This window comes from Arthrobacter sp. PM3 (assembly GCF_003352915.1).
GTDB lineage: Bacteria > Actinomycetota > Actinomycetes > Actinomycetales > Micrococcaceae > Arthrobacter.
On the sequence record NZ_CP022314.1, the window covers coordinates 2119105 to 2143425 of the forward strand.

Annotated in this window: 21 protein-coding genes and 1 tRNA gene; 11 read left to right on the plus strand and 11 right to left on the minus strand. The window is 65.1% G+C overall.

Annotation, left to right across the window (positions count from 1 at the left end; translation table 11 throughout):
* Nucleotides 1-27 precede the first annotated feature (27 nt).
* Together CFN17_RS09815 and CFN17_RS09820 are read right to left on the minus strand one after the other, a co-directional pair.
* Nucleotides 28-1446, minus strand: a complete 1419-nt coding sequence (locus tag CFN17_RS09815) for an MFS transporter (RefSeq protein WP_208751205.1) — start codon at nt 1444-1446, stop codon at nt 28-30.
* A gap of 78 nt (nt 1447-1524) precedes the next feature.
* A complete protein-coding gene (locus tag CFN17_RS09820) occupies nt 1525-2898 on the minus strand; it encodes a M14 family zinc carboxypeptidase (RefSeq protein ID WP_208751206.1) in 1374 nt (457 codons plus the stop codon).
* A gap of 87 nt (nt 2899-2985) precedes the next feature.
* On the opposite strand from CFN17_RS09820, the gene CFN17_RS09825 reads away from it, so the two are divergent.
* Nucleotides 2986-3582 (plus strand): TetR/AcrR family transcriptional regulator, encoded by a 597-nt coding sequence (locus tag CFN17_RS09825; protein WP_208751207.1) that lies wholly within the window; start codon nt 2986-2988, stop codon nt 3580-3582.
* Between the two features lie 530 nt (nt 3583-4112).
* Here the strand turns inward: CFN17_RS09825 and speB are convergent.
* The 6 genes from speB to CFN17_RS09855 form a co-directional block, all read right to left on the minus strand.
* Entirely contained in the window at nt 4113-5087 is a 975-nt protein-coding gene (gene speB / locus CFN17_RS09830) for an agmatinase (RefSeq protein ID WP_208751208.1), read from the minus strand.
* Between the two features lie 571 nt (nt 5088-5658).
* Complete coding sequence (locus tag CFN17_RS09835) at nt 5659-6504, minus strand: ABC transporter ATP-binding protein (RefSeq protein WP_208751209.1); 846 nt, start codon at nt 6502-6504, stop codon at nt 5659-5661.
* Nucleotides 6501-7487 (minus strand): ABC transporter ATP-binding protein, encoded by a 987-nt coding sequence (locus tag CFN17_RS09840; RefSeq protein WP_208751210.1) that lies wholly within the window; start codon nt 7485-7487, stop codon nt 6501-6503. Before CFN17_RS09840 ends, CFN17_RS09835 begins: the two co-directional genes overlap by 4 nt.
* Nucleotides 7484-8350, minus strand: coding sequence for an ABC transporter permease (locus tag CFN17_RS09845; RefSeq protein WP_208751211.1), 867 nt, complete (start codon nt 8348-8350; stop codon nt 7484-7486). The genes CFN17_RS09840 and CFN17_RS09845 overlap by 4 nt, the downstream gene beginning before the upstream one ends.
* A complete protein-coding gene (locus CFN17_RS09850; RefSeq protein WP_208751212.1) occupies nt 8347-9294 on the minus strand; it encodes an ABC transporter permease in 948 nt (315 codons plus the stop codon). The genes CFN17_RS09845 and CFN17_RS09850 overlap by 4 nt, the downstream gene beginning before the upstream one ends.
* 2 nt (nt 9295-9296) lie before the next feature.
* A complete protein-coding gene (locus tag CFN17_RS09855; protein ID WP_208751213.1) occupies nt 9297-9917 on the minus strand; it encodes a TetR/AcrR family transcriptional regulator in 621 nt (206 codons plus the stop codon).
* A gap of 115 nt (nt 9918-10032) precedes the next feature.
* On the opposite strand from CFN17_RS09855, the gene CFN17_RS09860 reads away from it, so the two are divergent.
* Both CFN17_RS09860 and CFN17_RS09865 read left to right on the plus strand, forming a co-directional pair.
* Entirely contained in the window at nt 10033-11694 is a 1662-nt protein-coding gene (locus CFN17_RS09860) for an ABC transporter substrate-binding protein (protein ID WP_208751214.1), read from the plus strand.
* A gap of 219 nt (nt 11695-11913) precedes the next feature.
* Nucleotides 11914-13188 carry a M14 family zinc carboxypeptidase gene (locus CFN17_RS09865; RefSeq protein ID WP_208751215.1) on the plus strand — a complete coding sequence of 425 codons (1275 nt, stop codon included), beginning with the start codon at nt 11914-11916 and terminating at the stop codon, nt 13186-13188.
* 1735 nt (nt 13189-14923) lie between these two features.
* Here the strand turns inward: CFN17_RS09865 and CFN17_RS09870 are convergent.
* A tRNA-Ser gene (locus tag CFN17_RS09870) sits at nt 14924-15013 on the minus strand.
* Nucleotides 15014-15153: 140 nt separating this feature from the next.
* Between CFN17_RS09870 and CFN17_RS09875 the strand changes: the two genes are divergently transcribed.
* The 4 genes from CFN17_RS09875 to CFN17_RS09890 all read left to right on the plus strand — a co-directional run bounded on the left by CFN17_RS09875 (nt 15154) and on the right by CFN17_RS09890 (nt 19021).
* Nucleotides 15154-16176 carry a dehydrogenase gene (locus CFN17_RS09875; protein ID WP_208751216.1) on the plus strand — a complete coding sequence of 341 codons (1023 nt, stop codon included), beginning with the start codon at nt 15154-15156 and terminating at the stop codon, nt 16174-16176.
* A gap of 3 nt (nt 16177-16179) precedes the next feature.
* Nucleotides 16180-16578 carry a 6-carboxytetrahydropterin synthase gene (locus CFN17_RS09880; protein WP_208751217.1) on the plus strand — a complete coding sequence of 133 codons (399 nt, stop codon included), beginning with the start codon at nt 16180-16182 and terminating at the stop codon, nt 16576-16578.
* Nucleotides 16579-16587: 9 nt separating this feature from the next.
* Nucleotides 16588-17676, plus strand: coding sequence for a glycosyltransferase (locus CFN17_RS09885; RefSeq protein ID WP_208751218.1), 1089 nt, complete (start codon nt 16588-16590; stop codon nt 17674-17676).
* 61 nt (nt 17677-17737) lie between these two features.
* A complete protein-coding gene (locus CFN17_RS09890; RefSeq protein ID WP_208751219.1) occupies nt 17738-19021 on the plus strand; it encodes a DNA glycosylase AlkZ-like family protein in 1284 nt (427 codons plus the stop codon).
* An 18-nt stretch (nt 19022-19039) separates the two neighbouring features.
* Here CFN17_RS09890 and CFN17_RS09895 read toward each other — a convergent pair whose 3' ends face one another.
* Nucleotides 19040-19540, minus strand: coding sequence for a nucleoside deaminase (locus CFN17_RS09895; RefSeq protein ID WP_208751220.1), 501 nt, complete (start codon nt 19538-19540; stop codon nt 19040-19042).
* An 86-nt stretch (nt 19541-19626) separates the two neighbouring features.
* Here CFN17_RS09895 and CFN17_RS09900 point away from each other — a divergent pair, with 86 nt between their 5' ends.
* The 4 genes from CFN17_RS09900 to CFN17_RS09915 all read left to right on the plus strand — a co-directional run bounded on the left by CFN17_RS09900 (nt 19627) and on the right by CFN17_RS09915 (nt 22293).
* A complete protein-coding gene (locus CFN17_RS09900; protein ID WP_208751221.1) occupies nt 19627-20481 on the plus strand; it encodes a phosphatase PAP2 family protein in 855 nt (284 codons plus the stop codon).
* 12 nt (nt 20482-20493) lie between these two features.
* A complete protein-coding gene (gene upp / locus CFN17_RS09905) occupies nt 20494-21129 on the plus strand; it encodes a uracil phosphoribosyltransferase (RefSeq protein WP_090582504.1) in 636 nt (211 codons plus the stop codon).
* Nucleotides 21130-21190: 61 nt separating this feature from the next.
* A complete protein-coding gene (locus tag CFN17_RS09910) occupies nt 21191-21568 on the plus strand; it encodes a VOC family protein (protein WP_208751222.1) in 378 nt (125 codons plus the stop codon).
* A gap of 44 nt (nt 21569-21612) precedes the next feature.
* Nucleotides 21613-22293: an HAD-IA family hydrolase gene (locus tag CFN17_RS09915; RefSeq protein ID WP_261792431.1), complete on the plus strand. Its 681-nt coding sequence runs from the start codon at nt 21613-21615 to the stop codon at nt 22291-22293.
* On the opposite strand, the gene CFN17_RS09920 is transcribed toward CFN17_RS09915, so the two are convergent.
* Nucleotides 22290-24317: a glycosyltransferase family 39 protein gene (locus CFN17_RS09920; RefSeq protein WP_208751224.1), complete on the minus strand. Its 2028-nt coding sequence runs from the start codon at nt 24315-24317 to the stop codon at nt 22290-22292. The two genes, CFN17_RS09915 and CFN17_RS09920, sit on opposite strands and share 4 nt — an antisense overlap.
* Nucleotides 24318-24321: the final 4 nt, after the last annotated feature.

Consider the following 24321-nt stretch of genomic DNA (forward strand, 5'->3'; position numbering starts at 1 on the left):
ACGAGACCGCTTGCTTCGCAAGTCCAATTAGTTGGGGAATGCTTCGGTCACTACGCCGCGGTCTCGCGGAAAGGCGAAACTGGCGACGAAGCCAGCGGCGGAGAGACCCGCCGCGAGGAACAGCCCGAGGGTGAAGGCGGACTGGGGTAGCTCGGGATCGGCCAGCGCTGCCGCGCCCACCTGGGTGCCGACAGCCAGACCAAGGCTCCTTGCCAGGGCGACAAGAGCGGTGGCGATACCCACCTCGTTTGAAGGTACGGCCAGGGCCGTGGCTGCATAGACAGACGAGGCGGCTGTAGCCGAGCCGATGCTGACTACCACGAGCCCTGCGATAACTTGAGTGGCGTCAGTGAAGAGCGCCAGCCAGATAGAGCCAGCCGCGAGCAGAATGCACCCAATGGTTGCCACCAACGCTGTGCCGACCTTGGCCGCAACCCGTCCCGCCAACGGTGCCGAGATGACTCCCGCGGCCGATCCACAAATCAGGAACAGACCAGTTTGTCCCACGTCCGCGCCCAACCCGTATCCCGTCTCCGTCGGCAGAGCAATGCGCTGAAGGATCAGGAAGGAAGTCGCGGATACAGTCGCCCCCTCAACAGAACTGACGATCATCGGCGCCCACACTCCGCGCTCACGTAGCAGGCCGACCTCGACCAGCGGGTTCTTGGAGCGTCGTTCCGCCAAAAACCACACGATGAGAAGGACTATGCCCGCTGTGAGGAGACCCAGTGTGCCGGTTGCAAGCCAGCCATATTCCGGTCCCAGATTGAGGCCCGCGAAGAAGGCCAAGAGTCCGAAGCCGAGGAGAGACGCGCCAAGCCAGGGCACCTTGCCCACGGCAGCTCCACTATCCGAGCCGGTACCGATCCTCCCGACCAAGAGCAGCACCGCGGCGAGAACAAGCGCTGTTGTCGGTATTGCGAACATTGCCGCCCGTGAGAGGGAGAGCGCGACAGGCCCGGCAAGCAACAGTCCGAGCCCCTCGCCGGCCGTAATCATGGAAATTACTACGCCAGCGGCGATCGTCATCTGACGACGCTCGAACGAGGAGCGGAGCACGACGAATATGACAGGAATGAGCGCGAAACCGCAGCCGACGAGAACCTGGCCGATAAGGAAGACGGGGAATGAGACAGCGAACGCGGCGAGGTAGCCCCCGACGATGACGGCGGCGATGAGCGTCAGAAGAGTCCGCCGCGGACCATGTATATCCGCCATGCGGCCAGCTAGCGGTGTCGAAACCACAGCGGCAAGCGTAGACGCGATCAATGCCCCGGCGAACAAGGACGGCGTGACGTCAAGTTCTGCCTGCAGCATTGGAAGGGTAGGGAGAATGACTCCAGCCAGGAACGGCTCGGCGACAGCGATCAGCGACAGCGTGGTGAGAGTTAGAGCACGACCTTTGGAGGTGTTGCTTGGGCTTTTTAAGGGACTGGTCTCGATCATTTCAAATTTCCAGACGGCGCCATTGACGACGGACTATTTTCGGTGGCTATGAGTTTTTCTGGTCGGCATGCTCTGCGCTCAAACAGGTTCACCGTCGCGAACCCGGCCGGCCGCCAGTAAGATCGCCGCGCACTGAACAGCCACCAGATTTGAGATAGGCACCGGGTGGCCGGGCCGATCGGCTTCAATTTCAGCAGTCCAGGCGTTGAAGAGTGCACTGAGATCCATTTGAGCTTGCTTGATTTCAGGGCACAAGGCTGAATCGGCCAGAAGCCGCAAGAGCGTGCCTGCCGCGCGCAGGCGCATCGTCTCCGTATACCCATGCATTTCAGTGAAAACTTCGGCCCTCGTTGCTAGGCGCGATCCAACTGATTCAGCGTCCGCTGTTCGGCTTTCGGCGGTTTCGATCATGGTCTGGAATGCGTCGACGGCCGCGGGGTAGAAGGGGCTGTTCTTGTTCAGCAGGGGTTCAAGTTTATCGAGGTGGTCCTCAAAGACTCCTGCGGACTCTTTGAGTTCTGTCGCGGAAAGACGTAAAACTTCGGCAAAGGTGAACGCTGATTCCCGCGTGTCCGTCCCACGGGGATCGGTCCACAGCGGTAGTTCACAAACGAGCATCTGTCCGCCAAAGCGGGCCGCATAGTCCCGGGTGCTTCCGCCCGTGAGAGCCTGCTGGGCCAGTTCAGGGTCAACAGCCGCCAGTGCCTTGAAAGTCTCGCCGAAGCTGACAAGTTCGAATACGGCAGGTGCAAGAGTATTTGCTCCCGGCAGATCCGGAAGACCGCCTTCCAAGTCCACCCCGTAGTGCGTGAGGATGTCGGTCAGTGCCTTCCAATAGGTCGGGTCACCGCCCGTGACGTAGAAGTACCCGCCGCCGAAGTCAGCGTTGTGCAGCGACACAACCAAACGTGGCCTCACCACCTCGATGAGGCGCATGAGCGCTTGAGTTTCCGGAACTGGATTTCCTACCGAGACTCCTTCGTGTTCGACAGGAAACGTCCACTCAATTTGATCTCCGGTTGCCGGCCGGTAGGCGTTGCGGGCGACATTGCTGCGGGTAATTGGTCCGCGGTACCACGCCTCGTTCAGGCGGGTCCCGTCAGGGTCAATACAGAGAACGAAATGCCATGTCGAACCCGTAGTTTGGAGAAGCCGGCCGTTTTCGCAGAGCCGTGTTGCCAGGTGCTGGATGGTCGCAAGGCCAATCGGTTCGTCGGGATGAGGGTTTCCGATCACGAGGATATGGTTTTCGCCCGAGCCGATTTGCAGGTCAAAGAGTTCGTCCCCTGAGCGAGACGCGCCAATCGAGGTCAACGAGGTGAGGCCCGGGTAATCGGAGACCAGACGGCGGGCGAACTGATTCATCTCGTCCACCGTTGGGAAGCCCTGCCGTTCCGCAACGTGTCCAACCAAATCACTGAGCGCAGCGGTATGTATCGTGTCGTTAATCATAGATAACAGTATTACTCAGATAATGACGTTATTGCAATAATCTCACTAGGGATATCATGGTTCCTTGGAGCAGATAGGAGGGCACACATGCGGCTGAGTAGGGTCGAGTCCAAGGAGAGGACGCGTCAATCCTTGTTGGATGCCGCCGAGCTGCTTTTCGCGGCCCAGGGACCCTCGGTAAGTCTTGAGGAGATTTCCGAGGCGGCCGGGCTAAGCACTGGTGCCGTGTATTCCAACTTTGGGAGCAAGCGTGCGCTGATCGCCTCGGTTTTCGAACGCATGACCGAGGCTCAGCTTCAGCGGATAGAGGATGCGGTTCGCCCCGAATATGATCTTCGACAGACTCTGAGCGTCATCACCAATTGTTGGGCCCAGGTGGGCGACGAGCAGGTCATCGCCGAAGCTAGGATGGAGCTTCAAGTCATGCTTTGGGCCCTTGAAGAACCGGAGCTCGCGCCTGAGCTCGGTGTTGGACTGGCCAAGCTTGATGAGCGTATGACAGGGCTCCTGACTGATCGCTTAGTGGCGGCCGGCCGCCGCACAACGGTGCAGGATGCGTCTCGCCTACTGATTCATCTCCGTGCGCTCGTGGGATACCACGCCACCGCAGCTGTTTTTCGTGAGCCACTTCCGGACTTGGCCGGACTTGGTGCTGAGCTCTGGCGGCTCGTCGATCAGAGCTGAGCAGCACCAGGGGGACCTGTCTTCCCACGTTGCGATGCCTGAAAGGGGCGTTCGCGAGCTCTCAGCCGTTGCAGGTGGTCCAGCAGCAAAGGGGGCCAATGACATCCGCCCCTCATACTCCTATACACACCGATGAGCGGTCACCGCGGGTTCCACGAAGCCCTGTCCGGAATGCTTCCGGGCCAGTGGAGCATACATGCAGTGACCGTCTTTGTGGTCAGGGCCTTGGTAGAGATCCCATGCCGTGCCGCCGCCACATGCCGTGCCTTCCCCCCGGATACAGTGACGTCCAAGAACTGGCGGAACACGTCACGGCGTTCTTTGAAACTTCGCCGTGGGCCCGCCGACGCAACATTGGGGTGGCAGCCGCCTGCGCGGCCACCACCCCTGCAATAAAGCGGCCCTGCCACTCAAGGGCCTGGGCCGGTCACCAAACGGGGCCGTACGGCAGCCAAGATGCCAGCGCGGCCCTATCAAGAAACCCCGGCCCCGCTGCTGCATCCCGCAGGGCGGACGCGTGCCGGATCCGTTCAGGATCGGTGAGCTTCGCCTGCGGTTTCGCGAAGACCCATGAGCGTGAGCAGCTCCCACGCGGTGTGAGCGGCAGCCAAGCCCGTTACACCGGCATGATCGTAAGCCGGCGCCACTTCGACGACGTCACAGCCCACGATGTCCAGCCCACGCAACAGCCTGAGAACGGTGAAGAATTCACGGGTGTTGATACCAGCCACTTCCGGTGTCCCAGTGCCGGGCGCGTGCGCCGGATCAAGAACATCGACGTCAACTGAAACGTAGACCGGACCGGAACCTAGCCGACGCCGGATCTGTTCGGCGATGTTCGGGATGGACCGCTCCTGGAATTCTTCGCTGCGGATGATTTCAAACCCTGCGCGCTGGTCATCCTCCAGTTCGGTCCGGTCATACACGCCGCCACGGATACCTACGTGCTGGCAACGGTCCAGGTCCAGCAGACCCTCTTCCGCCGCACGGCGGAAGGGCGAGCCGTGCCAGATTGATGCTCCATGCAGGACATCCCACGTATCGAGGTGCGCATCAAAGTGGAGTACCGCCAAGGGGCCATGCTTCGCCGCTGCTGCCCGCAGCAGCGGCAACGCAATCGTATGATCGCCACCCAGCGCCATGATCCTGATGCCTGCCTGGGTAAGCTTCTCCGCAGCTGCCTGGATGGTCCTAACAGCACTGTCAATCCCGTACGGTCCCACGGAGACGTCGCCGGCATCGACAACCTGCTGGTCCCGGAAGGGGTATGCATCGTGTATCTGGTGGTAGGGATGCAGCTGACGCGAGTTTTCGCGGATATGCGCCGGACCGAACCGTGCACCCGGGCGGAAACTGGTGCCCGAATCGAAGGGAATGCCCAAGACCGCCACATCCGCCCGCTCGACCTCCTCAAGCCGGGGCAGAAGCGCGAAGGTCGCGATTCCCGCATACCGCGGCGCCTCCGGGTCGTTTCGTTGTCCGACGATGTCTGATGTGTTCGCCATTATTTTCCTCTCTTTTTCAGTGGGTACCGTTCGGGCCGTCCTGGTGAGCTCCGTGTGAGACACCTCGGGGCCGGTCGTCAGGTCAAAATGTGACGTTGCAGTGGTGCTCGGCAACGAGCGCCGTCCACGTTGGGCTTCAAGCTTGGGCGGCTCTCTCGTGGCCGCTTGTCCTCCATTTTGAGGCGCTTTAGCGCCAGCTGGAGACAGTACCGATCATGGCGATAGCGGCAGCCAGCAACAGTCCGAGTCTGACTGCGGCCTCAGGCAGTGGGGGACCGGTCAAGGCCGCCGCACCGACCTGCGCGCCCATCACCAGGCCTAGGCTCGGCGATAACGCAACGAGCGCAGTTGACGGCATCGACGAGGTCGTAGACGCGTAGGCCACGGACGACCCACCCCTGCAGAATCGGCAAGTAACACTGCCGCGAGGACCTGGCCGGCGTTCACCGTCTCGAGTCCCGCAGGGTGCAACCGCTCCCTATTTGGCTCTGCGCCGGCGTTCGCTTCGTGCTCCGCTACCAGTACTCCCGCCAGTCTTCATGGTTCTACGCTCATGCAGAGACACGACACGTCAGCCGGCCGCTAACTGCACAACCGGAGCTGATGCCTCCTCCGCACGCATCGCGTTAGTGCGCCGCGTGGGACGCCACCCGGGCCCGGGCACGCTACGACGGAGGAGCTGTGTGTACTCCGATTGAGGGTTATCGAGCACAGCAGTTGTTTGTCCGGCCTCGAGCACACGTCCGTTCTGCATAACAACGCAGGCCTCGGTCAGGTGACGAACGACGGCGAGATCGTGGCTGATGAGGATGTACGCAATAGAGGTCTCGGAACGGATGTCAGCGAGCAGGTTGAGGATCTGCGCCTGGATGGAGACATCCAAAGCGGAGACCGACTCGTCCAGAATCATGACACTGGGTTCGACGGCCAGCGCCCGGGCGATTGCCACCCGCTGGCGCTGACCTCCGGAGAGTCGTCGAGGAAGCGCTTGGCGTTGACGACTGTCGAAGCCGACCATGTCGGCGAGCTCGTCCACACGTACTTGACGCGCCTTCTTGGTCAACTCCGGGCGATGCAGCCGCAACACCTCTTCGAGGCATGATTCGACTGTCTGTCTCGGATCGAGAGTCGCGTACGGATCCTGAAAGACGATCTGCAGCTCGCGCGCTCGTCGACGGCGTTCGGACACGGACGCATGGGGTTCGCGATATCGACCACAAACCTTGATCGTTCCTGCCGTCGGCGCCTCCAGTCCTACGAGCATGCGCGCAATCGTGGTCTTGCCTGAGCCTGATTCGCCGACGATGCCAAGCGAACCGCCCTCCGGCACGGTGAAACCGACATCGTCAACGGCCAGATAGTTGCCGAAGCGCTTTTGCAAGCCGGCAACTTCCACGATGGGTTCGAGTGATGTCATACTGCATCTCCTGTCGCATTCAGCGTGAGTTCTTCTGCCCTGAAGCAGCGCACGGCTCCGAAGGTGCTGCGTTCGAGCGTAGGCTCGCCCGAGACGCATTCCTCGGTGACGAATCCGCACCTGTCGGCGAATGCGCATCCGCTTTGAACCTCGAAGGCGGCGCGCGGCCGTCCCGGGATTGCGGCGAGACGCGAGACGCGGCGTGAGACATCGGGCCGGGCTCCCAGAAGCCCTGCCGAGTAGGGGTGGCGGGGATGCTCGACCAGGTCTTCGCTCCCTCGAACTTCGACGATCTGCCCTGCATACATGACCGCGGTTCGATCACAGATTGCTGCGGCAAGCTCGAGGTCGTGGGTGATGAAGATCAGCGCCATCCCGCGGCTCTTGCACAGGTCGTCGATGATCGCCATCACATCCGCTTGGGTCGACACATCAAGGGCTGTCGTCGGTTCGTCGGCGAGAAGGAGTCGTGGATCGCTGGCCAGTGCCGCCGCAATCATGGTGCGCTGCAGAAGTCCCCCGGAGAGTTCATGCGGGTGCTGGCGCAGGCGTCGAGCCCCATCGGGGATGCCGACTTCATCCAGCAGCCCGATGACCTTGCGTTCCGCGGCCTTTTTTGAGAGGCCCTGCGTGTTCACGAGCCCCTCGGTAAGGAAGTCACCGATGGTGCGGACGGGATTGAGGTGGACCCGCGGGTCTTGGAAGATCATTGCCATCTCGGTTGCCTGGAATCGGCGGAGTGCAGCATCCTGTAACTCCAGGACCTGCTTGCCGTCGAACAGGATCGATCCTGATGCGGTTGCCCCGGGCGGAAGCAGCCGGGCGATGGCGCGTGCTGTCATCGACTTGCCAGAGCCAGACTCGCCAACGATCGCCAAGGATTCGCCGGCCTCGAGTTCCAGGTCGATGCCCCGCAGGACAACTCGCCTTTCCTTGCCGACAGGGAGACTGACTCGGAGGTCTTCGATTGATAGCAGGCTCATGCTGCGGTCACCTCCGCGCGTCGAGTGATTCGCTCACCGAGGATGCTGATGGAACAGATGGCAATGATCAAGCAGAGTCCGGCGGATACCGCTTCCATCGGATAGCCCTGGAGGACTCCGGCCTGGCCGTTAGCGAGCATGATCCCCCAGTCAGCGGCGGGTGGCTGAATGCCGAGCCCGAGATAGGACAGACCCGCGATATCCACCGTCGCCCATGCCACTGTTAGCACCGCTTGTCCCAGGACAATCGGCAGGATGTTTGGGATGACGTGGCGTAGGCAGATTGCGAATGCCGAGAAGCCTTGAACCCGAGCCGCTGCAACGTAGTCCTTGCTGATCTCGGCGATGGCGGCGGAGCGCACGACCCGCGCCATGTAAGGGGTGTATGCGAGTGCGAGTGCGATAACGGTCGCCTCAAGTCCGGGACCAACGATGGCGACGACCATCACGGCGAGCAGCAGACCGGGGAACGCCAAGGACGAGTCGAGTATTCCCGCGAGGGCGGCGTCGATCCACCCTTTGCACCATGCTCCGACGATGGCCAACGTCATCCCGGCGGTGGTCGCCGCGACAACGATGACGAGTGGACCGAGGAAGCTCGAGCGTGCACCGTGCAGCAGCCGGGAGAAGATATCTCGCCCCTGTTGGTCGTATCCGAGCGGATGCCCGGGCTCGGGCCCCCAGTAAGACCGCGAAAGGTCTACGAGGTTCGGGTCGTGTGGCGCAAGAAGAGGGCCGAATGCCGCGAGGAACGCGAAGATGATCACGAGCAGCAGTGCGATGTGTGCGATGATGTCCAGCCCCGGGACGGGACGTATTACGCGCAGAGCGCGTGGGACGAAACGTGTGTCAATGGCGGTCATTTTGTGCTCCAAGAACTGCGAACCCGAGGGTCGAGGGCGGCGTAAAGCAAGTCGACAAGCACATTCGTGGCGGCAAATACGGTGACCAGGATGAGTGCGACAGCCTGAGCGACGGGAAAATCTCGTCCTGTCACCGATGAGATGAGAAGGCTGCCGAGCCCGTTCAGCTGAAAGGCGCTCTCGACAATTACCGTGCCAGCGACAAGTCCCGCGAACGAGAGCCCAACGACTGTGCTGATGGGAATGGCGGCGTTGCGGAAGACATGTCTTCGAACAATATGCCGGGGTGTCAGCCCGCGGGATCTCGCAGTCTCGACATGCTCCCGGCCATGTTCTTCGCGCATCGATGCGCGCGCGGTCTCGCCAACGACTGGCCACCAGGCGACGGTTAGTGCCACCGCGGGAAGGACCAAGTGATGTATCCGGTCGACAAAGTCCGTGCCGGGACCGAAGACGGGAAACCAGCCGAGCCCGACAGCAAATACCGCGATGAGGAAAACGGAAGATACGAACACCGGAGTGGCAATGGAGACTGTCATCGCCGCCCGGATGCCGTCGTCAACTGGGCCTCGCCGGAACGCCGCGGTGCCTCCAAAGAACACGCCGACAATTACAACAAGGATCAGCGTCATGACGACCAGCAAGATCGTTGTCGGCAGACTGGCAGTGATGAGTTCAAGGACGGGCCGGCGACGACCTATTGATTCGCCGAAGTCTCCCTGAAAGGCGCCGGCGACCCATTGAAAGTAACGCTGGAAAAACGGGTCGTTGAGGTGGTACTGCGCCGCCAGCGCTGATCGGGTTTCAGGAGATGATGGTCGACCGCCCATGAGGAAGCTGATCGGGTCGCCAGGGGCGAGATACAGGCTCGTGAAGATGAGGAAACTGGCCCCCACGATCGTGGCCACGCAAATGACAAGCCGTCGCGTGATGAACCGGCCCACCGCTATCGCCCCGCCTGGGCGTCAACGTCGGACGAAGCAAACGACCTCAACAAGGGCCGGAGGCCGGCACGGGCCGCGGCCTTAACGTTCTCGGGCTCGCTCGTGATCGTTGCGTAAAGGAACAGGCCGTCTAACGTGGCCTCTACGAACTCAACAAGTTCAGCCTCGGGCTCACGGCCAAGGGCAACCAGCAGCGCGGCACAGGCAGCCTCCTGTGCCGCCTCCCACCTCCCGAACGCGTCTCGATCGATGGTCAACCTCGGAATCTCCAGAGTCAACGCGAGCCCCGCCAGCGCCCGTTCGCGGCGCGCATACGATCGCTCCGCAACCTCGGCGACGAGTATCTCGGTGAGCATCTCAAGATCTCCCGCGGCCGCGACGATCTGGGACTCCAGTCGGCCCATTTGCTCAGCTTCATCTGCAGCCAGTGCGTCCAGAGTCGCCGCGATCATCAACTCAGTGGTGCTGAAGTGGTAGGTGATTAGGCCGACCGATGCGCCTGCTTCGGCAGCCACCCGCCGTTGGGTGACCGCGCGCACGCCGTCGATGGCAATTACATGCAGGGTCGCGTCCAGGATGCTCGATCGTCTGAGCTCTCCCCGCGACGTTGGAACAGTATTCATGTCGACATCCTGACACAAGTTGAGCTTGTGCTCAACTTAAAGTTGTGCAATTGTTCAACTCGTCGCAACAACGATGTTGCCGACACTTCCTCGACTTGTCTTTGGAGAGTCCCCTATGAAGAACACCAGCTGGCGACGACCTGTCGCCACCGCGGCGGCGCTTCTGGTCGTCGCATCAGGTCTTGCAGGCTGCGCCGGAAAACCGCACGGCTCAGCAAATGCCACCGACGACCAGCAATGGCCAACCGCCGCCCCTGCCGCGACAAAGGACGTCGACAGCATCACCTGGAACCTTTCTGGCGGCGAGCCGGCAACTCTCGATCCAGTGAAGGTTTTCAACGGATCCGATCTGCAGGTAGCGGCAAACCTGTGCGAGAGCCTGCTGACGATGACCGAAAGTGGTGATGTCAGCCCCGCCCTCGCAAGTTCAATCGACCAGCCATCCCCGACCGAATACGTTTTCCACCTGCGCGACGGCGTTGCCTTCAGCGACGGGAGTCTTATGACCGCTGAGGATGTGGTTTTCAGTCTCAACCGCATTCGGGACCCTGAATCCGGCTCGTACTGGGGGTATTTCGGAGAGAACGTCAAATCGGTTGTGGCGACGGATCCCCACACCGTGACAGTCCAGATGCTGAAACCCGACGCCATCTTCTACCGCATGCTGGCCACACCGCTCGGAGAAGTCATCCAGAAGAAATACGCCGAAGCGGCTGGCGCCTCATATGGCACACCGACGGGAGGCGTGATGTGCACGGGCCCTTATTCCCTCGAGAAATGGACCCCCGGGGACAGCATCGTGCTGAAGAGGAACGAGCACTGGTGGAACATCGACAAGCAACCGTTGCAGACGAAGGCAGCCAAGTTCACGTTCCTCACCGACAATTCGACGATGACCTCTGCATTGCTGAACGGCGATCTCGACGGGACCATGGACATCGACAGCACCAGCATCTCGCAGTTGCAGAATGCCAAAAACGGAGAACTCCTGGCGGGCCCGTCGACCCGGCAATTCGTCCTGATCCCAACGAAACTCGGTACCGGCAGCGACAGCCCGCTGGCAGATCCGAAGATCCGGCAGGCACTCGCCAAGTCCATCGACTACAAGGGCCTACTCTCATCGGTCTGGTCGGGCCTGAGTAAACCGCTGCGCACGATCGTCCCGCCAGGAGCCTGGGGATACAGCGGCGGTATCTACCAAGACGGCTACAACAAGTTCACAGACCCTGAACGCGATATCGAAGGAGCGAAGAAGCTGCTCGCTGAGGCGGGCAACACGCATCCGAAGATCGTAATGGCGGTTCCTAGCGACTTTCAACAGTATGTGACGGTCGGCGAGAGCATTCAGAGCAATGCGAAGGACGCCGGGTTTGATATTGAACTCCGCCCGCTTGCGGGCGCTGAGTCAAGCGCCTTGTTCAGCGATGAGAAGGCGCGCGAAAAAGTCGACGTTTTCGTGTCGGATTTCTACTCTGACATTGCCGACCCGACCGAGCTGTACATGCAGATCGGTATGCCGAAGGGGCCGTCAAACTTCGGCAACTATGACAACCCGCAAGCCGCGAGCCTCCTAGAACAGGCCCGCGCCACCAGCGATGACAACAAGCGCGCCGAATTGACGGTGGAAGCTCAGGACATCATGACGAAGGACCTCGTTTGGATCCCCGTTGCGTACCCCTTGCAGAGCGTCTTCCTGAACTCGCGGCTCGGTGGGGCTACGGCGGGCTTCCTCTCGTCACTTTACACGCCGTGGCTCGCGAAAATCGGCGGACGCTGAATGAACGGTGCAACCAAGATGGACTTGACCAGGCCACTCGCTTCCGTCACGCCACAATCCAAATTTCCCACAAGTCGCGAAACCGACGCTCGCATCGACCCGTTGCAGAGCGGCTTCCTCAACTCGCGGCTTGGTGGGGGCACAGGGGGCTTGCTCGCGGCGCTGTACACGCCGCGGCTCGCGAAAAACGGCGGACGCTGAAAGAAAGGTACAACCACGATGGACTTGACAAGGGCACTCGCCTCCATCTCACCACAATTCAGGTTTCCCACAAGTCGCGAGATCGACGCTCGCATCGGCGCGTTGACGAGCGCATTCCCCTCGCGGGTTCAAGCAGAGACGATCGGTTGGTCCCGCGAGGGGCGTCCGCTCCGTCGGCTTAAGATTGGCTCGGGCAGCCGCCACGCCGTGGTGGTTGGAATGCCCCACCCCAATGAACCGACAGGAGCGCTTGGCGGGCTCGGTCTCGCCGAACTGTTGTGTCGAGACGATAGCCTCCGCGAGGATCTTGGTTTCACCTGGCATATCGTGCCGTGCGCTGACCCGGATGGGAGCGTTCTGAACAAGTCCTGGTTCGCTGGCCCGTTCAGTCGGGAGTCGTATGCCGTTGGCATCTACCGGCCCCCGCTGGCGGAGGACTTCGAATGGACATTTCGACGTGACGACCTCCTCGAACCGGGCATGCCGCACATCCCAGAGACTGCTGCGGTGATGGCATTGCTCGATGATGTGCGTCCGGAATTGATGGTCTCGATGCACAACGGTGAGGCGGGTGGCCTTTACACCTACGTCACGGACTCTGGTCCGTCGATCGTCAATGGTTTCCGGGAGACGAGCCTCCTTACCGGGCTGCCGGTGGATCATGGCTTCCCGGAAGGATCAGAGGCTAAGCTCTCACCCGGTGTCTTCTACTCGAAGCCTCTGCTCGACGGCGGCCCCCGGCTCAGCAGTACCGACTACGCGGCGAAGCACGGCACCTTCGGCGTTGTGGTAGAACCGCCGCTGTGGGTCGTCCCGGCCGTCGCGGACACGACGCCAACAGGGACAACAGCCGCCCAGCTACACGACTACATCGAACAGCAGCGTAGCGTCGTCCGTAGCGAGTACTCCGGCTGGCTGGATCGTCTCGACAAGGGAACGCCTCGGGAATCGGCACGCTGGCGCGCTGTACATGCTGGTACAGGACATCTCGCGCAGGCATGGCACCCAATGGCCGACGCCGATCAACGTCTCACCGTCGCGGAGGTATCCACGGTGAACCGTCTATTCGATCTGGAGCGACTGCGACTTGCTGGCCATATCGTCGCGGCAATCGCCGATTCGCCGGCACCCGTTACACCTGCAGAACGAGCGGTACAGCGCGATGCTGCGGCTGCCATAGAGCGGTGGTCCAGCGTTGCGATTAGCGGGGCGTTCTGCGGTTTGGAAGCGAGTGTCGCGGCGCATGTTGGAATCGCCCTGACCAGCGCGGAAGCTATCAACCGACTGAACTGACCGCGCAACCCCTCCCTCTGGGAATGAGTGGCCGCTTTATCAACCAGCACTCCAAAGCGACATCCAACCTGCAGGGAAAAGTGGGTCGTCATTTGCAATTCGTACTGGCGGCCGTTGCTGTTCGCCCCCAGCACTGCAATGTGACCAGTGATTGCTTGCCCGTTCGAATAAGAGTAGTCAAATCGATCAATCAATCTAATTCCTGTTGTCTCTTATGAGCTTTATCTGCTCAAATATCGACAGAGGTAATGGCTACCGCCGCGACCTTGATGGCTACAGGACCCCGGCACACACCACCCGGGGCCCTGGACAATGCGTCCCGCAAGGAGGCTGCCACCACCCCCTAAATGAGGTAACCCAGATCTATGTTTCTCGAGTCCTATAAAGCCCTGGCGGAGACGGCTATAGCCCTGCAGGAGCGGCGATGATGCGCTCCCAGCGTGGGCAAAGACTCCTCGATGATGACCCCGCCACGCTTCCGACCAAGAGTAATGAAATTCTCCAAAGGACGACCGCCATTCCACTTCAGGTGCAGGGCAGTGATAAACCGACTCCCAGTGAGATTGGTGTCGATATCAACTGCGACGACGACTGCTACTACTGCCAGGGTCCAGAAACAGATTAACGGCCATGCCTTGGTAGGGCGCGTACCCGAACGGCCGAGGTCAAGGAGATCCTGAACGCATGCCGCCGACCATTTACGCGTTGCTTGCGTTATTCGAATTGCGCGGTGTGCGGGTGGGCGGAAGGGGAGTGTGGCGGGTCATTGAGGATGATCTGGCAGGCAGTTCCTTCGTCTGAAGGCGACCGCTCCAACGGGCGGACCCGCCGATCCTACAGGACCTCCAGCGCCTCTACCTCGGCGGCATCAAGAAGCCCTGCAGAGTCTGCCCCAGTAGCCCGGGCCAGATCATCCAAGGCACTGAAATGGACGCGTGCGAGAACGATGGCTACCAGTTCCAGCTCGGGGACCTCGGCATGACCGCCGGCGGACCGTGGGGGGTAGCAAACGGGCGGGCACGTCAATCGAATGCTGGACGGGGGCATCGGCGCATGCCCTGCTGGTCCTTGGGCGACCGCCTGATACCGCACACGGTAAGGCCCACCATCAGCCATCGTCCGCGTGTATGGCGGCCGACATATCGGCCGTCGCCCCAGCGGCTTGCACACACAGAGCGCCTATTCGGGAGACTAAATAGGGTTTGACTCCTGACCCTAACGGTCGTCCCTGTTTCCTTTCAGATGAATGTGGATGAGGAACGTGTTTCTGGACGATGCGCGCATCGGAGACTGTCGCCGAACCCCGCATCTATCCCGCAGATTCGATGACAACCGGCGAAAGCGGATGACAGCAGAAAACAGGCCTGACCTGCGACGATCGAAGGTGCTGATAGCCCGCAGAAACCCCCGAAAGAGCCGTACTCTTACTCGAAAGGTCCGGATCGAGGCTGGTCGGATCCACCAGCTAGAACCCCGTAGCCCCAGCGTTTACTGGGGATCTGCAGGGCTTTTCCGCTACTTGAAGACCCTGATGCTTCAGCGTCGATCAGCCGACATCAGCCTGTTTTGATGCGGACCTCTGCTGCGACGCTGAGCCTGGAGCGCCTAGGTCCGTTGGCGGTTGGCCTTTCGTGCCGTAGGAAAGGTTTGCCAATTCTTTGCCAATGAGGTTGGCCCAGACAAAGCAAAAGGCCCTGCTTCCCTTTGTTTGCAAGGGAAGCAGGGGCCTTCTATATGGCGGTGACGGTGGGATTTGAACCCACGTTGGCTTTTACACCAAACAACATTTCGAGTGTTGCACCTTCGGCCGCTCGGACACGTCACCAACCTGACTAGGGTACCGGAGCAGGGCGCCCATCTACAAAACGGGCATCACCGGCCCGCCCTGGCCAAGGCCGCCGGCGCCGCGCCGGACACCCGGCACACTTCCCCCCGAACAGCCCGGGCACTAGATTCGTAAGCACCATGACCTTTTCTGAAAAGCAGGCCACCGCCACCGCCTACTGGACCGTCGGGCCTGAACAAGGTGAGCTCCGCAGCGAGGAACTGCCCGCCCTCGGACCCGGCGAAGCGTTGGTCCGGACCCTTTATTCGGGCATCAGCAAGGGCACCGAACTCGTGGTCCACCACGCCAGCGTCCCGGACTGCGTCGCCGGAGCCATGGCCGCCCCCCACCAGGCGGGGGACTTCCCCTACCCGGTGAAATACGGCTACCTCACGGTCGGGGTGGTTGAGGACGGGCCGGACGGGTGGGACGGGAAGACCGTGTTCTGCCTGTACCCGCACCAGGACCGCTTCGTCGTCCCGGTCGACTCGCTGACAGTGGTTCCCGACGGCGTCCCCGCCCGCCGCGCGGTGCTCACCGGCACGGTGGAGACGGCCATCAACGGCCTCTGGGAGGCCGGGCCGCGGCTGGGCGACCGGGTCGCCGTGATCGGCGCCGGCCTGGTGGGCGGCATGGTGGCCAAGCTCCTGGCCGGTTTTCCCCTGGCACGGCTGCAGCTGATCGACGTCGACCCCGCCAAGCGCGCCTTCGCCGACGCCCTGGACGTGGACTTCGCCCACCCGGACGACGCCCTGACGGACTGCGACATCGTGATCCACTGCTCGGCGTCGGAGAGCGGACTGCAGCGCAGCCTGCAGCTGGTGGGCGACGACGGCGACATCATCGAAATGTCCTGGTACGCCGACCGCAAAATCACCCTGCCGCTGGGGGAGGACTTCCACGCCCGGCGCCTGTCCCTGCGCGCCAGCCAGGTGGGCATGGTGGCCCGGGCCCGCCGGCACCGCCGCACCAACACCGAACGCCTCGCGCTCGCCGTGTCCCTGCTCCAGGACCCCGGCTTCGACGCCTTCCTGACGGGGACGTCGCCGTTCGCGGAACTGCCCGACGTCGTCCGGCGGCTCGCCGACGGCACCCTGGACGCGTTGTGCCACGTCATCGAATATCCGGATTCCGATTTCCCATCCATCGAAACCACGAGGTAGCCAGTGTTCAGTCTGACCGTCCGCCGCACCTTCATGATCGCCCACAGCCTCCCCCGCGAGGTCTTCGGCCCCGCCCAAGGCATGCACGGCGCCACCTTTGTCACGGAGGTTACGTTCCGGCGCCGGGAACTCAACGACGACGCGATCGTGCTGGACATCGGCGCGGCCGGAGACGTCGTGGAGGAAGTCCTTGCTGGCCTGAACTACAAAAACCTTGACGAACACCCCGACTTCGCCGGCAGGCTGAGCACCACCGAGGCGCTCGCCCGGTACATCGCCGACGCCGTCGCAGGTCAGATCCGCGCGGGCCAGGACGGCCGGGAACTTGCCGGGCTGGACGTCACCCTGCGCGAGACCCCCGACGCCTGGGCCGGCTACACGCTGGACTTCGAAGCCCGCTAGGCACCGCACATGCAGCCGGCCGGCCTCCGCCTCCGGTTCCTGGTGCCCGGCAACGTCCGGCACAACTCCGGCGGCAACGTCTACAACGCCGCGCTCGCCCGGGAACTCGCCGCCCTCGGCGCCGCCGTGGAGACCTGCCCGGTCGACGGCGGCTGGCCGGGCGGCAGCGCGGAGGACCGGCAGCGCCTGGCCCGGCTGCTGGACCCGGCGCCGGGCACCCTGACCCTGATCGACAGCCTCCTCGCCTGCGGCGCGCCCGACGAGCTCGAAGCGGCCGCCGCCGCCGGGCGCCCGGCCTGGATCCTGCTCCACATGCCCCTGCCGGACCACCCCGACCGCGAGGGCAGGGCCCTGCGGGCCGCGGCCGGGATCATCTGCACGAGCGCCTCGGCGGCGGCGGGGATCCGCGCACGCCATGGAACCGACGACATCAAAGTCGCACTCCCCGGCACCGGGGCCGCCCCGCCGGCTCCCGGCAGTATCCGGGCCGGGGCAGGGGAGCCACACTTCATCGCCGTCGCCGCGCTGCTGCCCAACAAAGACCAGTCGCTCCTGCTGGCCGCGCTCGCCCAGCTCACGGACCGGCCCTGGACGGCGTCCCTGGTCGGCTCGGACACCGCCGACCCCGGCTACGCGGCGCAGCTGCGAAACACGGCGGACCGGCTGGGCCTGGCCGGGCGGGTCAGTATCCCCGGTGAGCTCCGCGGAGCAGCCCTCGACGCCGAATGGCGGGCCGCGGACCTCAGCCTACTCATTTCCCGGGCCGAAACCTACGGCCTGGTGGTCACCGAGTCGCTGGCCCGCGGTATCCCCGTGGTGGTGCGCGCGGGCACCGGCGCCGTCGAGGCCCTCGCCGCCGGAACACATCCGGTCAACATGCCCGGGACCTCGTCCGGCACTCTGCCGGGCGCAGCCGTCGCACTCGGCACGGACCCCGCGCCGCTCGCGGAGCTGCTGCGCCGGTGGCTGGACGAGCCGGACCTGCGCGCACAATGGCGGGACGCGGCGGCCGCCGCGCGCGGCCGGTTGCCGGGCTGGGACGCCACCGCCCGGGCCGTGCTGGGGCACCTGACGGCGCGGGCTCGTACTCCTTCTTGATGCTGCGTCTTGATGCTGCGTCTTCATTCCGCTGACGCGGATGCTGTTGGAGAATGACCCCATGAGCTCCCTGCCTGTGACGACGCACGCAGCGTCCGTGGAAGATCCCGCCACTGTGCCGGAACCGCAAAGCCTGACCCCGGAACGGCTCAGGGCCTGGGCCTGGCACCGGCAGGGCCTGGACGGCTCGCTGGCCGGCTGCACGGCGGAGCAGGTGCTCGCCCGGGCCGGCTGGGCCCGGTCCGTGGGCGGCGCCAACCCGTACCTGACGCTCTTCGCCCGCGCCGGCATCCGCCGCGGCCAGGTGGACGCCGACGTCCTGGGACACCGGATCCTCGAGCTCCCCGCCGCCCGCGGCTGCACCTACGTCCTGGGCCGGGACGACTTCGCCTGGGCACTCCAGCTGGGCCGCGACGCCGCCGAATCAGCGTTCAAGGTGGTGGGCCGGCTCGGCGTGGACCGCGGCGAAATCACGCTGCTGGAAGAACAGGTGCTGCACACACTCGCCGAAGCGGAGGGGCCGCTGGACCCGCGGCAGCTCAAGGAAGAACTCGGCGATTCGGTCCGGAATCTCGGGGAGGAAGGCAAGAAGAAGGGCGCCACCACCACGCTGCCCACCGCCCTGGGGCTCCTGCAGGCCGACGGCAGAATCCGCCGGGTCCCGGCCAACGGCCGCCTGGACCAGCAACGCTACGCCTACGAGCCCTGGGGCCTGCCGGCCAGCGGCCTCGACGACGACGCCGCGCGAGCCCGCCTCATCAGCCGCTACCTGGGCTGGACCGGCGGCGCCACCTTCAAACAGTCACAATGGTTCACGGCGTTCACCGTGGCGCAGACCAAGGCGGCGCTCGCCGCCGCCGGCGCCGTCGAAGTGCCCACCGCCGCCGGGGGCGAGGCCCTGTGGCTGCTGCCCGACGACGTCGAACGCCTCACCGCCTTCGACCCGCCGGAAGAAGAGCAGGTCCAGCTGCTCGCCGGCACGGACTCGCTGTTCCTGCTGCGCCGCAACGCCGCGGACCTGCTGGCCGGGGAGGACCGGCACCAGCCGGTGCTGGAGTCGCTCGCGCTGCAGGCGGACCTCCCGGACCACCCCATCGTGGACCGCGGCCGGATCATCGGGCTCTGGCAGTACGAACCGGCAAAGGAACGGATCGTGTCCTGGCTGTTCCACGGCCCCACGCCCGCCGTGACGCAGCGCATCGCCGAGGTGGAAGCCTGGATCCGCGAAGACCTCGGCGACTTCCGGGCCTTCAGCCTCGACTCACCGGCCACCCGGCAGAAGCGCATCGACGCGCTGGCCGCCTCCGCCCGGTCGGCGGCACCTGCGACCGGCGCTGCCGGGTAGACCGGCCAGGGGAAGGACTCAGGCGCGGTGACCGGCGAAGAAGTCCCGCAGCAGCGCGGCGCACTCCGGCTCCCGGACCCCCGCGTACACCTCCACCCAGTGGTTGAGCCGGCGCTCGCGGAGGATATCGAACACGGAGCCCGCGGCCCCTGCTTTCTCGTCCCAGGCGCCGAACACCACACGCGGAATCCTGGCGAGCACCACGGCCCCGGCGCACATCGCACAGGGTTCCAGCGTGACCACCAGGGTGCAGTCCGCCAGCCGCCAGCCGTCGTCGTCCTTGCCTTCCATCGCCCGGCGGGCCCGCAGCCGGGCGGCGGCCTCCCGGATCGCGACCATCTCGGCGTGCGCCGTCGGGTCGCCAAGGGCCTCGCGTTCGTTGCGCCCGGTGCCCAGCACCGAACCGTCCGGCCCGATCACGACGGCGCCGATCGGCACGTCCGCCGTGGCGAGGGCATGCCGGGCCTCGGCGAGGGCAAGGCCCATCCATTCCGCATGCCGGGGCTCGGGGGAAGTCATGGCTCAATGATAGTTTCGACACTAAGCAGGCTGTGCACCCGGGGCGGGCGGCACCACGGAGTCTGGAACGGAACCGGGAGGCGCGCGTGAGCACCAGGACCGAGAGCTGGCTGAACCAGCGCTGGGGAAAATGGGTCGTGCCGTACGCGGCCCTGTGGATCACCCTGCTGATCGGCGGCGTCGTGGTGGTGGCTCTCGCCCTCGCCAGCGCCGAGGTCTACGACAACGTGGTGGACGACGCCGGCGTCGCGAACCTGGACAAGCCGATGCTGGCCTCCATGGAACAGCTCCGCAGCCCCGCCCTGAACAGCTTCGTGACCGGGTTCACCAACATCGGCGGCGGAATCGGCATGCCCATCCTGGCCAGCATCCTGACGGCACTGCTGATCTACACGTCCCGGTCCTGGCGTCCGCTGATCCTGATCGGCGGCGCCGCCGCGGTCTCGGTCACGGCCACCGCCGTGGGCAAGAAACTGATCGGCCGGACCCGCCCGGACCACGCCGACGCCGTCCCGCCCTACGAAAACTCGCCGTCGTTCCCCAGCGGCCACACGCTGAACACCACGGTGGTGATCGCACTGGTGGTGTACCTGGTCTGCCTGCAGGTCAAACGGACCCTGGTGCGGGTGGCGGTGATCGCGGCGGGCACCATCTTCATCCTCGGGATGGGCATGAGCCGGGTCTACCTGGGCCATCACTGGATGACCGACGTGATCTTCGGCTGGATCCTGGGGCTCGCCTGGGTGGGGATCGTGATCCTGGCCCACCGGCTCTTCCACGCGCTGCGGCACCGGGAGCACGCCGGTCCCGCGCCGACGTTCGAGCACCCGGCGCACCTGCACGAGGGGGCCGACGGCGGTACTCCGGGCGGCCGTGCTCCGGCAGGCGGCAACGACGCCGATACACCGGGTTCGGCGGGCCGGCCCTCCGCGTCCGGGTGATAGTTTTGACCCATGCGCACTCTCGTTGTGGACCACCCGCTGGTCGCCCATAAGCTCACCGTTCTGCGGGACAAGAACACCCCGTCCCCGGTCTTCCGCCAGCTGACCGAGGAACTCGTCACGCTCCTGGCCTACGAGGCCACCCGCGACGTCCGCACCGAACCGGTGACCATCGAGACGCCCGTTAGCACCACCGTCGGCACGGCGTTTACCAAGCCCACCCCGCTGGTGGTCCCGATCCTCCGCGCCGGGCTCGGCATGCTCGAGGGCATGACCAAACTGGTCCCCACCGCCGAGGTCGGCTTCCTGGGCATGGCCCGCGACGAAGAGACGCTGGACATCATCACGTACGCCGAGCGCCTCCCCGAGGACCTCACGGACCGGCAGATCTTCGTCCTGGACCCGATGCTGGCCACCGGCGGCACCCTGCGCGAGGCCATCAAGTTCCTCTTCAAGCGCGGCGCCTCCGACGTCACCTGCATCTGCCTCCTGGCCGCCCCCGAGGGCCTGGCCAAGCTGGAGGAAGAGCTCTCCGACGCCAACGTGACGATCGTCCTGGCCTCGATTGACGAGAAGCTCAACGAGAAGTCCTACATCGTGCCGGGCCTCGGCGACGCCGGGGACCGGCTCTACGGCATCGCCGGCTAGGGCATAGCTCCCTGCGGGGCAAGCCTTCCGCAGCGACGCGGCCCGCGCTAGCCTGTCGGCCATGGACTGGAAACTTGAACTTGTGTTTGTGCCCGTGTCCGACGTCGACCGGGCCAAGGATTTCTACGTCAACAAGGTGGGCTTCAACGCCGACTACGACGAACGCCCCATGGACGGCATCCGGTTCGTCCAGCTGACCCCGCCGGGCTCCGGATGTTCGATTGCGATCGGCGAGGGACTCAACGACGCCCCGGCCGGCACCGCCCCGAGCCTGCAGCTCGTGGTGGCCGACATCGAAGCCGCGCACAAGCAGCTCAAGGACAACGGCGTGGACGTCAGCGACATCGACGTCCAGGACTGGGGGCACTTCATTTACTTCGCCGACCCCGACGGCAACAAATGGGCCGTGCAGTACATCCCCGGCCGGCCCAACGGCTGACGTCCCCGGCAGGCGCCGGCCCGGGGATGGGGCAGGATGGACTCATGAGCCTGCAGTCCAGCCCCCGCACCGCAACCCTGACCGCCCGCGCCGTCCTGTTCGACATGGACGGCACCCTGGTCGATTCCACGAGCATCGTGGAACGGGTGTGGACAGCGTTTGCCGGGCGTTTCGGGCTTGACATCGACGAGATCCTGCGCACCTCCCACGGGGTCCAGGCCATGGACACGGTCCGCCGGTTCGCGCCGGCCGGCACGGACATCCATGCCCTGACCGCGGAACTGGGCCGGATGGAGCTCGCCGAGACCCGGGGAATTGTCCCGGTGCCGGGCGCGCCGGAGCTGCTGGCATGCCTTCCGCCGGACGCCGTGGCGCTGGTGACCTCCGCGTCACGGGACCTCGCCGGGGTACGGATGGCCGCGGCGGGGATCGGCATCCCTGCCGTCTCGGTCATGTCCGAAGACGTTGACCGGGGCAAACCGCACCCCGAGGGCTACCTCCGGGCCGCCGCCCTGCTCGGCGTGGCCCCGGCCGACGCCGTGGTCTTCGAGGACGCCCCGGCGGGCATCGCCGCCGGACTCGCCGCCGGCATCCGGACCGTGGCGGTGGGACCCAACGCCGGCGAACTGCCGGACGGCGTGCTCCACATCCCGGACTACTCCGGGGTCACCGTCACCACCCACCGCACCGCCGCCGGGGTGCGCACCCTGTCCTTCAGCTTTTAGGCCTGTCCCGACTCCCCGGCCAGCACGTACACGGTGGTACCGCCGACGTCCTGCGCGCTGAAGCTGGCCTGCACCCACGCCGCGATCTGCGCCGCGGCATCGGACCCGCTTTCGCCCTGCATCATGCGCCCGGCGATGAAGTAATGGATTTTCCCCGCGGCCACGTACTGCTGGAACTGTTCCAGCGTCGGCGCCGGATCCGTGCCGTTGAACCCGCCCACGGCCATCACCGGCAGCTGCGTGGCCAGCTGGTAGCCGGCGGCGTTGTTGGACCCGACGACGGCGGCGGCCCACGTATAGCTGCGCCCGTCCGTCTGCAGCGCGGCGACCAAGTCCGCCGACGGCGTGCTCGCCCCCAGCAGTCCGCCCATTCCGCCCATACCGCCGGCCCCGCCCGCGCCGCCCGTTCCGCCCGCGCTGCCCGTTCCGCGGGTGACGCCGGTGCCGGTTCCGCGGGTGAGGCCGGCGCCCGGGCCGTTGCGGTTCGCGCCGCCGAACACCGCCGGCATCCCGGCTCCGAACCGGCCGGCCACGGCCGGGCCCGCGCTGACGATTGAGCCGCTGTGTGCCGTCGAGGCGGTGGAGAGCGAGTACGCGAGCGGCCCGGCGAGTGCGGCCGCGACGGCGAGCGCCGCCGTCGTCCGTGCCATGACCCCGGTGCGGGACCCCCGGCGTCCCGCGCCCTGCACGGGAAACCGGGGTGCCGCGGCGGCCGCCAGCACCAGCCCGGCGGCGGCGAGGGACCCCAGGAGAGCCACCCAGCGCAGCCACGGAATGTACGTCGCGGTGCGGCCCAGCAGCTCGGAGGCCATGACCCCGGCGGCGACGATCGCGGCGGCGAGCACCGCGGCCGCCGCTGCCTGGCTGCGCCGCTGCCAGAGCAGGACGCCGCCCAGCCCCGCCAGGCCCGCAATCCCGGGAGCCAGCGCCACCATGTAGTACGGGTGGATGATCCCGGCCATGAAACTGAACGTCAGGCCGGTGACCGCCACCCAGGAACCCCAGATGATCACCGAGGCCCGCACGGGATCGGTGCGCGGGGCCCGGCGCCCCAGCCACAGCAGCCCGGCCCCGAGCAGCAGCACCGCGGGCAGCAGCCAGGCGATCTGGCCGCCGAACTCGGAGTTGAACAGGCGGAAGAGCCCGGGCGTGCCCCAGCCGTTGCCGCCGCCCACGCTGCCGGTTTCATCGCCGTTGAGCCGGCCCAGGCCGTTGTAGCCCAGGGTCAGTTCCAGGATGGAGTTGTTCTGCGAGCCGCCGATGTACGGCCGGTCTGCCGCGGGGATGAGTTCGACGGCGGCCAGCCACCACCCGGCCGCGACGGCCATCGAGCCGCCCGCGGCGAGCAGGTGCAGGACGCGTCTTCCCGGTCCGGCCGGCGCAGCGACCAGGTAGGCGAGGACGAAACCGGGAACCACGAGCAGGACCTGCAGCTGTTTGGTGAGGAACCCGAACCCCAGGAGCGCCCCGGCGGCCAGGAGCCAGCGCAGGCGCGCGTCCTGGATAGCGCGCAGCACGGCGTAGGCGGCCGCGGTCATCAGGAGCACCAGCAGGGCATCGGGGTTGTTGAACCGGAACATCAGGACGGCCGCCGGGGTCAGCGCCATGACAGCGCCGGCGAGGAGCCCCGCGCGGTGGGCCAGCAGGGCATCGGCCGTAGCGGTGGCCGCCGCCCGGCGCACGGCCAGGTAGACCAGCCAGACTGTACCGACCCCCATGAGCGCCTGCGGCACCAGGATGCTCCAGGAACTCAGCCCGAAGAGCCGGACTGAGAGCCCCATGACCCACAGGGACGCCGGAGGCTTGTCCACCGTGATGGCGTTGGCGGCATCGGAGGAACCGAAGAACCAGGCCGTCCAGTCCTGCGAGCCGGCCTGGGCCGCGGCCGAGTAGAAGGCGTTGGCCCAGCCGGACGCGCCGAGGTTCCACAGGTACAGCACGGCCGTGGCCAGGAGCAGTGCGGCCAGTTCCAACCGCTGCCGCAGCGGCCGGTTTCCCGGGCGGCGGCTCAGGGTGTCAGCCATGCCG

Excerpts from the sequence above, each read along its gene's own strand:
- CFN17_RS09815 (WP_208751205.1), bottom strand. The coding sequence starts at position 1,446 with ATGATCGAGACCAGTCCCTTAAAAAGCCCAAGCAACACCTCCAAAGGT.
- CFN17_RS09820 (WP_208751206.1), bottom strand. The coding sequence starts at position 2,898 with ATGATTAACGACACGATACATACCGCTGCGCTCAGTGATTTGGTTGGA.
- CFN17_RS09825 (WP_208751207.1), top strand. The coding sequence starts at position 2,986 with ATGCGGCTGAGTAGGGTCGAGTCCAAGGAGAGGACGCGTCAATCCTTG.
- speB (WP_208751208.1), bottom strand. The coding sequence starts at position 5,087 with ATGGCGAACACATCAGACATCGTCGGACAACGAAACGACCCGGAGGCG.
- CFN17_RS09835 (WP_208751209.1), bottom strand. The coding sequence starts at position 6,504 with ATGACATCACTCGAACCCATCGTGGAAGTTGCCGGCTTGCAAAAGCGC.
- CFN17_RS09840 (WP_208751210.1), bottom strand. The coding sequence starts at position 7,487 with ATGAGCCTGCTATCAATCGAAGACCTCCGAGTCAGTCTCCCTGTCGGC.
- CFN17_RS09845 (WP_208751211.1), bottom strand. The coding sequence starts at position 8,350 with ATGACCGCCATTGACACACGTTTCGTCCCACGCGCTCTGCGCGTAATA.
- CFN17_RS09855 (WP_208751213.1), bottom strand. The coding sequence starts at position 9,917 with ATGAATACTGTTCCAACGTCGCGGGGAGAGCTCAGACGATCGAGCATC.
- CFN17_RS09860 (WP_208751214.1), top strand. The coding sequence starts at position 10,033 with ATGAAGAACACCAGCTGGCGACGACCTGTCGCCACCGCGGCGGCGCTT.
- CFN17_RS09865 (WP_208751215.1), top strand. The coding sequence starts at position 11,914 with ATGGACTTGACAAGGGCACTCGCCTCCATCTCACCACAATTCAGGTTT.
- CFN17_RS09875 (WP_208751216.1), top strand. The coding sequence starts at position 15,154 with ATGACCTTTTCTGAAAAGCAGGCCACCGCCACCGCCTACTGGACCGTC.
- CFN17_RS09885 (WP_208751218.1), top strand. The coding sequence starts at position 16,588 with ATGCAGCCGGCCGGCCTCCGCCTCCGGTTCCTGGTGCCCGGCAACGTC.
- CFN17_RS09890 (WP_208751219.1), top strand. The coding sequence starts at position 17,738 with ATGAGCTCCCTGCCTGTGACGACGCACGCAGCGTCCGTGGAAGATCCC.
- CFN17_RS09895 (WP_208751220.1), bottom strand. The coding sequence starts at position 19,540 with ATGACTTCCCCCGAGCCCCGGCATGCGGAATGGATGGGCCTTGCCCTC.
- upp (WP_090582504.1), top strand. The coding sequence starts at position 20,494 with ATGCGCACTCTCGTTGTGGACCACCCGCTGGTCGCCCATAAGCTCACC.
- CFN17_RS09910 (WP_208751222.1), top strand. The coding sequence starts at position 21,191 with ATGGACTGGAAACTTGAACTTGTGTTTGTGCCCGTGTCCGACGTCGAC.
- CFN17_RS09915 (WP_261792431.1), top strand. The coding sequence starts at position 21,613 with ATGAGCCTGCAGTCCAGCCCCCGCACCGCAACCCTGACCGCCCGCGCC.
- CFN17_RS09920 (WP_208751224.1), bottom strand. The coding sequence starts at position 24,317 with ATGGCTGACACCCTGAGCCGCCGCCCGGGAAACCGGCCGCTGCGGCAG.